The sequence below is a fragment of the Ectopseudomonas toyotomiensis genome (assembly GCF_900115695.1).
Taxonomy (GTDB): domain Bacteria; phylum Pseudomonadota; class Gammaproteobacteria; order Pseudomonadales; family Pseudomonadaceae; genus Aquipseudomonas; species Aquipseudomonas toyotomiensis.
In genome coordinates this window covers 153,504-165,505 of sequence record NZ_FOXK01000009.1, presented here as the reverse complement: position 1 = coordinate 165,505, position 12,002 = coordinate 153,504, and the positions used below count along the sequence as shown (strand labels likewise).

Below are 12,002 nucleotides of genomic sequence, written 5' to 3'. Positions count from 1 at the left end.
CGGGTTCGCCTTTTTCGCGGCTGAAGCCGCTCCTACCGCGGGAGCAGTGGTTACAGCCCGTACTTCTTCACCTTGTCGAACAGCGTGGTCTTGGCCAGGCCGAGTGCCTGCGCCGCCTGGCTGAGGTTGCCGGCGTGGCGCTCCAGGGCCGCACCCAGCAGGTTGCGTTCGAAGGCCTCCACGGCTTCGTTGAAGCCCAGCGCGTTGCTGTCGGTCTGGCCGCTTTTCTTGAACACAGGCAGGCCGAGGGCGAAGCGCTCGGCAACGTTACGCAGTTCGCGCACGTTGCCGGGCCAGTCGTGGGCGGTCAGCGCCGCCAGGGTGTGTCGATCCAGCTCCGGCACGCCGCGGTCGAAGCGCAGCGCCGCCAGTTGCAGGAAGTGTTCGAACAGCAGGGCGATGTCCTCGCGGCGTTCACGCAACGGTGGCAGCTCCAGAGTCACCACGTTGAGGCGGTAATACAGGTCGCTGCGAAACTCGCCGCGCTTGCCCAGCTCGCCGAGATCCGCCTTGGTTGCGGCGATCACCCGGCAGTCGACCGTGATCGACTGGTTCGAGCCAAGCCGCTCCAGGCTGTGCTCCTGCAACACGCGCAGCAGCTTGATCTGCAGGTTGATCGGCATGCTCTCGATCTCGTCGAGGAACAGGCTGCCGCCGTCGGCGTGTTCGATCTTGCCGATGCGGCGTTTGCCGGCGCCGGTGAAGGCATGCGCCTCGTGGCCGAAGATCTCGCTCTCGAACAGGCTTTCCGGCAGGCCGCCGCAATTGAGCGCGACGAACTGCTTATGCTGGCGTCGACTGAAATCGTGCAGGCAGCGGGCGATCAGCTCCTTGCCGGTACCGGTTTCGCCCTCGATCAGCACGTTGGCGTTGGTGTCCGCGACGTTGGCGATCAGTTCGCGCAACTGCTGCATGGCTGGCGAACGACCGATGATGCGCTGCTCCAGCGCCTGGCGCCCGGCCAGTTGGCGGCGCAGGGCGCTGACCTCGCGGGCCAGGCTGCGCTGCTCCAGAGCGCGGCGGGCGACGTCTACCAGGCGTTCGGGGGAGAAAGGTTTTTCCACGAAGTCATAGGCGCCGTCGCGCATCGCGCTGACCGCCATGCCGATATCGCCGTGGCCGGTGATCAGCACCACCGGCAGGCTTGCGTCGCGCTGCTTGAGGCGGGTGAGCAGCGCCAGACCATCGAGGCCGGGCAAGCGGATGTCGCTGACGACGATGCCGGCGAAGTCCGCATCGACCTGCGCCAGCGCTTCTTCGGCGCTGCTGACGCCGATGCTGGGGATGTCTTCCAGCGCCAGGGCCTGCTGGCAGCCGAGCAGCACATGGGGATCGTCTTCGACGATCAGGACGGTGAGGCGGTCGCTCATGCTTGTGGCTCTCGCGGGTAGGGCAGGCTGATGACGAAGGCGGTGCCGCCTTCCTCGGGATGGCGCACGGTGAGGCTGCCGCCGGCAGCGGCGGCGAGGCTGGCAGAAAGGGTCAGGCCGAGCCCCAGGCCCTGCTCACCCGGCTTGGTGGTGAAGAAGGGCTCGAACAGGTGCGCGCGAGTCTCCGGGGCGATGCCGGGGCCATTGTCGCGCACCTCCAGTTGGTAATGCTCGGCCTCGCTGGCACCGCTCAGCCAGATCTGTCGGTCGGTCTGCGGCTGCAGGGCGTCGAGGGCGTTGCTGATCAGGTTGACCAGGATCTGCTCGAGGCGAATCTGCTCGATATTCAGGCGCGTCTCGGTGAACGCGTGGTGGATCTGTACGCGGGTGCGCTGCAGGCGCGGATGCAACAGCAGCAGCGCCGCGTCCACCGCCTGTTGCAGCGACGCCTCGCCCTGGTCGCCGCTACGGCGGGCGAAGGCGCGCAGGCTGGCGGTGATCTTGCCCATGCGATCGACCAGCTCGGCGATGTTCTGCAGATTGCTGCTGGCAACATCCAGGGCGCCACGCTGGAGAAAACGCACGGCATTGGCGGACAGGGTGCGCAGTGCTGCCAGCGGCTGGTTCAGTTCGTGGGCGATGCTGGTGGACATCTGCCCGATCACCGCCAGCTTGCCGGCTTGCACCAGCTCGTCCTGGGCCTGGCGCAGGGTGGTCTCGGCCTGTTGGCGCTCGCGCACCTCGGCTTGCAGGCGCTCGTTGCTGGCCTGCAGGTCGGCGGTGCGCTCGGTTATCTTGCGTTCCAGCTCGTCGTTGGCCGCCTGCAGCGCCTCGCGGGCGGCCAGGCGGGTGGCGATGACCTTGCGCCGCTCGTTCCAGGCAATCAGCAGAAAGGCCAGCAGGGCCGCCGCCACGGCCGCCAGCATGCCGTGGCTCATGGCCGCGCTGCGTTGTTCCTGCAGCGGGCTGAGCAGGGTCAGGTGCCAGGGTGTGTCTTCCAGGCGGCGCGTCTGCAGCAGATAGTTGGCGGGCACGCCGGCGGTGGCGAAGCTGACCTGTTCGATGCCTTCATCCAGCGGCGAGCGGTTGAACAGCTGCAGTTCTTCCAGCGCCGCCCAGTGATATTGCAGACTGCGCGCCAGGCGCTCCTTGGTTGCATCGTCGAGCGGACGCACAGACTTCAGGCGCACCATCGGATCGCTGGCGAGGATGATGATGCCGTTCTCGTCGCTGACGTAGGCCTCCAGCAGCGCGCGTTGCCAGCGCTCCTCGAGGGCGTCGAGGCGCACCTTGACCACCGCCACGCCGATGATGCGATTGCCCTCGCGCAGGCCATGAGCCAGGTAGTAGCCAGGCTCGCCGGTGGTGCTGCCGATACCGTAGAAGCGGCCCGGGCGGCCCTTGATGGCGTCCTGGTAGTAGGCGCGGAACGACAGGTCCTCGCCGAGGTAGCTGTCGGCCTCGTCCCAGTTGCTGGTGGCGATCACCCGGCCGTCCGGGTCGAGCACGTAGATGGCCAGACTGCCGCTACGTTCGTTGAGGCCCTGCAGGTACATGTTGACGTGATGACGGCGATAGGCCGTAGGCGCCAGCAGCAGGCGCGAGACGTTGCCTTCCAGCTCCAGCAGGCTGGGCAGGTAGGTGTATTTGGTGATTTCGCTTTCCACCGCGCGAGCGTTGAGCTCCAGCTGGCGCTCGCCGTTCTCGGCCAGCGCGCGGATGCCGGCGCGGTCGCTGATGTGATAGGCGGCGTAGCCGCAGCCGAGCACCAGCAGCAGGAACAGCAGAATCAGCGACAGGTGACGGAGCAGGCGCGGTTTCACGGTCAGATCGGCGCGAGAAGGGGCGGGCAGGCATTGCATCATAGTCCTCCCCAGACTGGCCAGATATGTGGATGTGTAGCCCGGATTGCATCCGGGCTACGTCAGGCGCGACAGGTCAGTGCTGGAGGATCTTCGCCAGGAACTGCTGGGCGCGCTCGGAGCGGGCGTTGATGTCGCCGAAGAACTCCTCCTTGGGGCAGTCCTCGACGATCTGCCCGGCGTCCATGAAGATCACCCGGTCGGCGACCTTGCGGGCGAAGCCCATCTCGTGGGTCACGCACATCATGGTCATGCCTTCCTGGGCCAGCTGCACCATCACGTCGAGCACTTCGTTGACCATCTCCGGGTCGAGCGCCGAGGTCGGCTCGTCGAACAGCATTACCACCGGGTCCATGGCCAGGGCACGGGCAATGGCTACGCGCTGCTGCTGGCCGCCGGAGAGCTGACCAGGATGCTTGTGCGCATGGGCAGCCAGACCGACGCGATCGAGCAGGGCCAGGCCCTTCTTGGTGGCTTCTTCCTTGCTGCGGCCGAGCACCTTGATCTGGGCGATGGTCAGGTTTTCGGTGATGGTCAGGTGCGGGAACAGCTCGAAATGCTGGAACACCATGCCGACGCGCGAGCGCAGTTTGGGCAGGTTGGTCTTCTTGTCGGCGATGGAGGTGCCGTCGACGTTGATGTCACCCTTCTGGAACGGCTCCAGCGCGTTGACGCACTTGATCAGGGTCGATTTACCCGAGCCGGACGGTCCGCACACCACGACCACTTCGCCCTTCTTCACCTCGGTGCTGCAATCGGTCAGCACCTGGAAGTCCCCGTACCACTTGTTGACGTTCTGGATGGAAATCATACGGCTAACCTTTTTTGCAGAAGCTTGACCAGGCGCGAGGCGGCGAAGCTGATGGTGAAGTAGACCAGGCCGGCGAAGATCAGGAACTCATGGGGCTGGCCGATGATGTCGCCACGCGAGCGGGCGGCGTTGAGGAAGTCCATCAGGCCCACGGTGTACACCAGAGAGGTGTCCTGAAAGAGGATGATGCTCTGCTGCAGCAGCAGCGGCGTCATCTTGCGGAAGGCCTGCGGCAGGATGATCAGGCGCATGCTCTGGCCGTAGCTCATGCCGAGCGCCTGGGAGGCACCCATCTGACCCTTGGGAATGGCCTGGATGCCGGCGCGGACGATCTCGCAGAAGTAGGCCGCCTCGAACATCACGAAGGCCACCAGGCAGGAGCTGAAGGCGCCCACCGGGGTGTCCTCGCCGGTGATCCAGCGCAGGATGAACGGCACCGCGAAGTAGAACCAGGTGATCACCAGCAGCAAAGGGATCGAGCGGAAGTAGTTGACGTAAGTGGCGGCGATGTTGGCCAGCAGCTTGCTGTGCGACAGACGCATCAGGGCCAGCAGAGTGCCCAGTGCCACCCCGCCGAGGATGCCTAGGGCCATCAGTTGCAGGGTCATCGCCATGCCGTCCCACAGGCCCGGCAGGGCGGGGATGATTTCGCTGAAATCCATCATTTACCCCCTACGGAGATCAGGCCGGGCACGGCAACCTTCTTCTCGATCATGCGCATGATCATCATCAGGCTCATGTTCAGGGTGAAGTAGATCAGCGTGGCCAGGGTGAAGGCCTCGAACAGATTGGCGCTGAATTCGGCGGTCTGCTTGGTCTGCGCCAGCAGCTCCATCAGGCCGATCAACGAGGCCACCGAAGAGTTCTTGAAGATGTTGAGAAACTCGCTGGTGAGCGGCGGAATGATGATGCGGAAGGCCTGCGGCAGCAGCACGTTGCGGTAGATCTGCGGCAGGCGGAAACCCATGGCGTAAGCGGCGGCAGTCTGCCCCTTGGGCAGCGCCTCGATGCCGGTGCGTACCTGTTCGCAGACCCGCGCGGCGGTGAACAGGCCGAGGCACACCACCACCGAGAGATAGGCCGAGGTGGCCGGGTTGAGATCCTGCTTGAACCACAGTTCCAGTGGTTCGGGCAGCAGGTCCGGCACCAGGAAGTACCAGAGGAACAGCTGCACCAGCAGCGGCACATTGCGGAAGATTTCCACGTAGGCGGTGGCCAGGCCAGACAGCCAGCGGTTCGGCAGGGTACGCATCACGCCGAGCAGCGAGCCCAGCGCCAGGGCGATGATCCAGCCGGCCAGGGCGATGGCGATGGTCCAGCCCAGGCCGGTGATGAACCAGTCCAGGTAGGTTTCGCTGCCGATGCCGGTGGACTTGAAGTAAATACCCCAGTCCCAGTTGTAATTCATTACAGATACCCTCTCGTGAGGACAGGATCTGCTGCGCGTCGGCCCTGCTGCGTTGAAAGTGGGCTCTGGCTCGCGAGATCCTGGGTACGGCGACGATGGCGAAGCGTAAGGCGGGCAACAGCTGCCCGTTTCCGCCTGGGCGGACGGTCTCGGCTTCGTCAGGAATTAGGTAGGGGAAGCCGCTGGCTTCCCCGGAGTCCCCGCGCCGTCACGCCTTGTGAGCATGGCGGCGCATCACCGTCAGATCTGTTCTGCAGATTTGTCGGTCGGGTTGGCGATCAGCTTCTTCAGCTCGTCGCTCATGGGGAAACTCAGGTTCAGACCCTTCGGCGGAACCGGCTGGAGGAACCATTTGGCGTAGATGTCGTTGATCTCGCCGGAAGCGAAGGTGGCGCTGATGGCCTTGTCGACCACCTGCTTGAAGCCGGCATCGCCCTTGCGCACCATGCAGCCATAGATTTCGAAGGACTGCGGGGTACCGACCACGGCCCAGTCATCCGGCTTCTTGGCCTTGGCCATTTCGCCGGCGAGCAGGGCGTCGTCCATCATGAAGGCGACGGCGCGGTTGGATTCGAGCATCAGGAAGGACTCGCCGTGATCCTTGGCGGAAATCACGTTCATGCCCATCTTCTTCTCGGCGTTCATCGACTTGATCAGGCGCTCGGACGTGGTACCGGCGGTGGTCACCACGTTCTTGCCCTTGAGGTCTTCGAAATCGTTGATGCCGCTGGTCTTCTTGGTCAGCAGGCGGGTGCCCACCTCGAAGATGCCAACGGAGAAATCGACCTGCTGCTGGCGCTCGATGTTGTTGGTGGTGGAGCCGCATTCCAGGTCGACGGTGCCGTTCTGCACCAGCGGGATGCGGGTCTGCGAAGTGACCAGGTTGTAGCGTACCTTCAGGTCCGGCATGCCCAGTTCCTGCTTGATCGCCTCGACCACCTTCAGCTGCAGGTCATGGGAGTAGCCGATCGGCTGGCGCGAGTTGTCGCCGAAGTAGGAGAAGGGAATGGACGAGTCGCGGTGGCCCAGGGTGATGGTGCCGCTGTCCTTGATCTTCTTCAGGGTGCCGGTCAGTTCCGCAGCGGTTACCGGGGTGGAAAGGACGGCGGCGGCAATGGCCACGCTCAGTACACGGTGGAAGGTACGCATGAATCGAATCCTCGATGTTGTTGTTGTGATGGCGGGGTGCGCCACTTTGCTCATGGAAGGTCTATTGCATTCCTGCAGTGACTTGAGCAGGTTGTGTGCCAGCGTGTTCGAGGGCTTCGATAATTCATTAACTATTTGATTTGTATGAATTAAGTTTTTAACTTCAGGTTGTCTTCATTTGTTGCTCGTTCGCTCTTCCGACCATCGCGTGCGGGCGTATTCGGAAATCCGAACGATGCCCGGTGCGGTGCCGACGGTCAGTCGTGTTTTTCGCTGCGCAACTGCTCGATGCGTTTGTCCTTGGCCAGCCACAGGTCCGAAACCCAGTCCTGCACCTGCAGGCGGAAAGCCGGGTCGTTCTCGTAATCGCCCTGACACAGCGCCGGGTCGAGTTCGAGTGTCTGAATATCCATGATCACCTTCGGCACCTGGCCGCTGAGCAGTGCCCAGAACCCTGGCACCTGCCTGCCGGGATACACCAGCGTCACGTCCAGCACGGCGTCGATCTGTTCACCCAGCGTCGCGAGTACGAACGCCACGCCGCCGGCCTTGGGCTTGAGCAGGTAGCGGTAGGGCGACTGCTGCTGCGCCTGCTTGGCCGCAGTGAAACGGGTACCTTCGAGATAGTTGACCACGGTGACCGGCAGGCGCTTGAACTTCTCGCAGGCAGCCTTGGTGATCTCCAGATCCTTGCCCTTCATGTGCGGGTTCTTGTCCAGGAACGCCTTGGAGTAACGCTTCATGAAGGGGTAATCGAGCGCCCAGAAGGCCAGGCCGAGAAAGGGCACCCAGATCAGTTGCTGCTTGAGGAAGAACTTGAAGTAGGGGGTCCTGCGGTTGAAGGCCTGCACCAGGGCGGGAATGTCGACCCAGGACTGGTGATTGCTGATCACCAGGTAGGAGCGGTCTCTGCGCAACTCGGCGTTGCCGCGGATGTCCCAGTGTGTCGGCGTCAGCAGGGCGAAGATACGTTTGCAGTTCTCCGCCCAGAATTCGGCCACCCACATTACCCCGCGCGAGCAACTGTCGCGGGCGGCCTGGCCAGGCAGGACGAACTTGGCCAGGGCAATCAGAAGCAAGGGACCGATCAGCAGCAAGGTATTGCTCAACAGCAGGACTATATTGACTAAGCCGGTCAGCAGGGGACGCATATCAACTCCTTGGCGGGCGCGAAGGGGCCATCATAAGCATCTGAAGAATTTGTCTCAAAAATGCGACTAGTGGCCTATGGCCATTTTTCGCGGCAGCCTTGATGCTGATCAGTGTGGAATGTAAGGGGATTGTTCGAACATTTGAGGTATGTGCTCGAACCCTCCCGCCAACCTGCTCTGGATTATCTCGATGTTGAAACGCATTGCGGTAGCCGATCTGCGCATCGGCATGTACGTCCAGGAGTTTTGCGGATCATGGATGGATCATCCGTTCTGGAAGTCGAAATTTCTCCTCAACTCACCGCAGGATCTGCAGCGCATCCAGGCCAGCAGCATCGGTGAAGTGTGGATCGACGTCAGCAAGGGCCTGGATGTCGAGGCCGGTGCCGTTGTCAGTACCGAGGCAGAGGCGCAGAAGGAGGTCGAGGCCACGCTGATGGCGGCGGCGCTGCCCCGTAGCACTGCGCTGAGTGCATCGATGGATACTGAATTGGAACGCGCCGCCAAGCTCTGTGCCCGTTCCAAGCAGGCAGTGCTGAGCATGTTCTGCGATGCGCGTATGGGCAAGGCTCTGAATTTCGAACAGGCCGAGTCGCTGGTGGAGGCAATCTCCGATTCGGTGATGCGCCACCCCAATGCCTTGATCAGCCTGGCGCGACTCAAACATGCCGACGAATATACCTATATGCACTCGGTGGCGGTCTGCGCACTGATGATCGCCCTTGCACGGCAGCTTGGTCTGGGTGAGGGGGCGGTACGCGAGGCCGGCCTCGCCGGGCTGCTTCATGACGTAGGCAAGATGGCCATCGACCCGGACGTGCTGAACAAGCCCGGTAAACTCAGCGACGCGGAGTTCTCGGCAGTGCGCCGCCATCCCGAAGCCGGCGGCGAGATACTCCTGGCTGGCAAGCAGGTCAGCGCACTGGTGCTGGATGTCTGCTTGCATCACCACGAGAAAGTCGATGGTAGCGGCTACCCGCACGGCCTGCAGGGCGAGCAGATCAGCCTGTTCGCCAGGATGGGCGCGGTCTGTGATGTCTACGACGCCATCACCTCCAACCGCCCCTACAAGCCCGGCTGGGACCCGGCCGAGTCGATCCGTAAGATGGCCGAGTGGAAGGGACACTTCGATGAGGCGGTATTCCAGGCCTTCGTCAAGACCGTCGGTATCTATCCGGTTGGAGCGCTGGTGCGTCTGGAAAGCGGTCGTCTGGCAGTGGTGCTGGAGCAGAATGCCAAGTCGCTGCTGGTGCCCAAGGTCAAGGCATTCTTTCTGGTCAAATCGAAGGTGCAGATTCCGCCGGTGGTGATCGATCTGAGCAAACCTACGGCTCAGGATCGTATCGTCGGGCGCGAGTCGGCGGCGGCCTGGGGTTTCGAGAACCTGGACGAACTCTGGAGCGGCATGCCTCAGCAGCGAACCCGCCAGTAATGCTTTGTCATTCTTGCAGGGGAACATGCCAGGCGCCTGGCAGTCGTAGGTTCGGTTACCGCAAACGAGAGGACCTGACCTTGAAATACGCTCTGCTCCTGCTGGCCGCCGCCATCACTCTGCCGACCATGGCCGATGAACAACCGGACCTTTACGGCCGCTATGAACTGATCAAGCTCCCTGCTCTGGGCCAGACCCTCAAGGCCAAGATGGACACCGGCGCGATGACCGCCTCGCTATCGGCCAAAGACATCGAACCCTTCAAACGCGACGGTGAAGACTGGGTACGCTTCCGCCTGGCCGTCGATGGCGCCGAAGATGCGGTTTACGAACACCCGCTGGTGCGCATCGCCGAGATCAAGAAGCGCGCTGAAGAGAGTGACGCCGAGATCAAGGAAGTCGCCTATTCGCAGCGTCCGGTGATCGAGATGCCGATCTGCCTGGGCGAGGAGGAACGCACCATCGAAGTCAACCTGACGGATCGCAGCACCTTCAGCTATCCGCTGCTGATCGGTGCCAGCGCCATGCGCGATCTTGGTGCAGCCGTGGACCCGGCCGAGCGTTACACCCGCGATCGTCCCCAATGCTGAGTTAATTGTCGCATTTCGGAAAAGGCTGATACCCATTGGCCATTACACTCGTCGAGAGTGCCCAGTATCGACTTCCTTGCCCCAAGGGGCGCCGGGCCTGCTTTTTGCTATATGCAATTCTTTGCCAGGCCTGTAGGCCCTTTAGGTCGTTGAGGTGTCGCTATGACGGGAGTACTCAAGCCGGGTGTACGGCTGCTGCAGCGTTTCAGTTTTGCCCACAAGTTTCAGCTGGTGTTCCTGTTGTTCGCGCTTCCGCTCGGATACGCGTTGTGGGTCATCAGCAGTGATTACTTGTCACGTCTGCAGTCCGTGGACTTCGAGGTGGAAGGTGCGCAAGCGCTGGAGCGCATGGCGCAGGTGCAGCATGAGCTGATTGCCCAGCGCACCCTGCTGGCGCGTTGGAAAGGCACCGAGAATGCCGCGCAGGGGCTGCTGCAGCAGCGCGAGGCCAGGCTCGACGAGGCTTTGCAGCAGGCCGCCGAGCCGCTGCAGAGCGAGCTGATCAGTGATCAGGCGCGCCAGCATTTCCAGGCCCTGCAGGGCGAACGCGACGGCTTGCGAGCTGCAGGGCTGACCAAGGTGGCCCTGCCCGACGCGCTGGAACGCTACCAGAAGGCACTGCTGTCGCTGATCGCTCTGCGTGAGCAGGTGGCGACCGACAGCACCCTGATTCTCGATCCGCGCCTCGACACCTACCTGATGATGGAGCAGATCACTTACATCATGCCGCGTCTGCTCGAGCAGCTCGGCACCTTCGCCGCTCAGGGCCATGGCGCCGTGGTCTCGCAGCATTTCACCCTGCAGAGCCGGGTGCTGATCCGCGACCTGCGCCGCAGCCTGGACGAGCAGCGGGCGCAACTGGTCAAGGCGCAAATCACCCTGTCACGCGAGGCGCCGCAGGCCATGCGCCAGCTGAGCGCGCCCTTTGACGCCTCGCTCAAGGCATTCGACGACTTCCTCACCCAGATCGACCGCGACATGTTCGAGGCCAGCCCCATGGCGCTCACGCCCGAGCAGTTCGTACAGCGTGTCGAGGCGCTGGAGAGCCAGTTGCAGGGCCTGCAGCAAGCGCTCTATCAGCAGTTCAGCGCCAGCCTCGGTTATTACCGGCAGCAGGCGCTGCACTCGATGGTCCAGGTGATCGGCGCCTTCATCGCGCTCACCCTGCTGGCGATGTACGTACTGATATGCCTGAACGCCTCGATCCGCATCAGCACCAGCAACATCATCGAAGCTGCGCGTGGTCTGCGTGACGGCGACCTGCGCGTGCGCATGGAGGTCAACGGCCGTGATGACCTGGCCGCCATCGCCCAGGCGCTGAATACTGCGGTCGAGCAGATGCGCGACTCGCTGCAGGGCGTCAACCGCGAAAGCCAGCAACTGGACAGCACGGTGCAACTGCTCGGTGGTCAGGCGCGTGATGCCCTGGACGCCGTCGAACAGCAGCAGGCGCAGATGAGTCAGATCGCCACCGCCGCGACGCAGATGGCCGCCACCGCGCAGAGCGTGGCGCAAAGCTGCGAGCAGGCAGCGGTGGAAGCGCAGCAGACCCGCGAGGTGGCGTTGAGCAGCAACCAGCGCAGTGAGCGCACCAGCGCCAGCATGCGCCACCTCAGCAGCCGTCTCGGCGACAGCGCCGCAGCGTTGCAGCAATTGCGTGATCAGACCCAGCAGATCAACCGCGTGGTCGAGGTGATCAAGGGTATTGCCGAGCAGACCAACCTGCTGGCACTCAATGCCGCCATCGAGGCGGCGCGCGCGGGCGAGGCCGGTCGAGGCTTTGCCGTGGTTGCCGACGAAGTGCGCTCGCTGTCCAAACGCACCCAGGACTCGACCCAGGAAATCGCCCAGACCGTGGACAACCTGCAGCGCGTGGTTGGTCAGTCGGTCACCCTGATGGAAGAAGCCTGCAGCCAGGCCGACGGCGATATCGGCAGCGTGTTGGCCATGGGTGATGAACTGCAGAACATCGTTGACTCGGTGCAACGCGTCAGCGACCGCCTGGCGCAGATCGCTACGGCCGCCGAGCAGCAGGCGGCCACCGCCGATGAGGTCAGTGGCAACATCCAGCAGGTCGATCAGGCCGCCGGACAACTGCTCGACGGCGCCCAGGCCGTGAGCAGCGCCGCCGAGCAATTGCGCCGAGGCAGCGAAGGGCTGGCGCAGAATACTGGACGATTCAGCCTCGAGTGAGGCTGACCGCGGCGGCCAACTCTGCTAAAAACGGAT

10 protein-coding genes are annotated in these 12,002 nt (G+C 63.2%); 3 read left to right on the top strand and 7 right to left on the bottom strand.

The features are described 5' to 3' along the window. Window positions 1-50: 50 nt before the first annotated feature. The 7 genes from aauR to BM186_RS18880 form a co-directional block, all read right to left on the bottom strand. Window positions 51-1,370 (bottom strand): two-component response regulator AauR, encoded by a 1,320-nt coding sequence (aauR, locus tag BM186_RS18910; RefSeq protein WP_072424937.1) that lies wholly within the window; start codon window positions 1,368-1,370, stop codon window positions 51-53. Then, window positions 1,367-3,235, bottom strand: a complete 1,869-nt coding sequence (locus BM186_RS18905; RefSeq protein ID WP_074917396.1) for a sensor histidine kinase — start codon at window positions 3,233-3,235, stop codon at window positions 1,367-1,369. Before BM186_RS18905 ends, aauR begins: the two co-directional genes overlap by 4 nt. 73 nt (window positions 3,236-3,308) lie before the next feature. Further along, window positions 3,309-4,043 carry an amino acid ABC transporter ATP-binding protein gene (locus tag BM186_RS18900; RefSeq protein ID WP_017675811.1) on the bottom strand — a complete coding sequence of 245 codons (735 nt, stop codon included), beginning with the start codon at window positions 4,041-4,043 and terminating at the stop codon, window positions 3,309-3,311. Further along, window positions 4,040-4,708 (bottom strand): amino acid ABC transporter permease, encoded by a 669-nt coding sequence (locus BM186_RS18895; protein ID WP_162843951.1) that lies wholly within the window; start codon window positions 4,706-4,708, stop codon window positions 4,040-4,042. The genes BM186_RS18900 and BM186_RS18895 overlap by 4 nt, the downstream gene beginning before the upstream one ends. Next, window positions 4,705-5,451: an amino acid ABC transporter permease gene (locus BM186_RS18890; RefSeq protein WP_072424940.1), complete on the bottom strand. Its 747-nt coding sequence runs from the start codon at window positions 5,449-5,451 to the stop codon at window positions 4,705-4,707. The genes BM186_RS18895 and BM186_RS18890 overlap by 4 nt, the downstream gene beginning before the upstream one ends. Window positions 5,452-5,691: 240 nt before the next feature. Continuing rightward, on the bottom strand, window positions 5,692-6,600 hold the full coding sequence (locus BM186_RS18885; RefSeq protein ID WP_074917394.1) for a glutamate/aspartate ABC transporter substrate-binding protein: 909 nt from the start codon (window positions 6,598-6,600) through the stop codon (window positions 5,692-5,694). A 257-nt stretch (window positions 6,601-6,857) separates the two neighbouring features. After that, entirely contained in the window at window positions 6,858-7,751 is an 894-nt protein-coding gene (locus tag BM186_RS18880; RefSeq protein ID WP_074917392.1) for an acyltransferase, read from the bottom strand. Between the two features lie 190 nt (window positions 7,752-7,941). Here BM186_RS18880 and BM186_RS18875 point away from each other — a divergent pair, with 190 nt between their 5' ends. The 3 genes from BM186_RS18875 (at window position 7,942) to BM186_RS18865 (ending at window position 11,966) form a co-directional block, all read left to right on the top strand. Further along, window positions 7,942-9,183, top strand: coding sequence for an HD-GYP domain-containing protein (locus BM186_RS18875; protein ID WP_074917387.1), 1,242 nt, complete (start codon window positions 7,942-7,944; stop codon window positions 9,181-9,183). Between the two features lie 80 nt (window positions 9,184-9,263). Further along, entirely contained in the window at window positions 9,264-9,773 is a 510-nt protein-coding gene (gene rloA2, locus BM186_RS18870) for a retropepsin-like aspartic peptidase RloA2 (RefSeq protein ID WP_074917382.1), read from the top strand. A 162-nt stretch (window positions 9,774-9,935) separates the two neighbouring features. Beyond that, window positions 9,936-11,966, top strand: coding sequence for a methyl-accepting chemotaxis protein (locus tag BM186_RS18865; RefSeq protein ID WP_074917380.1), 2,031 nt, complete (start codon window positions 9,936-9,938; stop codon window positions 11,964-11,966). Window positions 11,967-12,002: the final 36 nt, after the last annotated feature.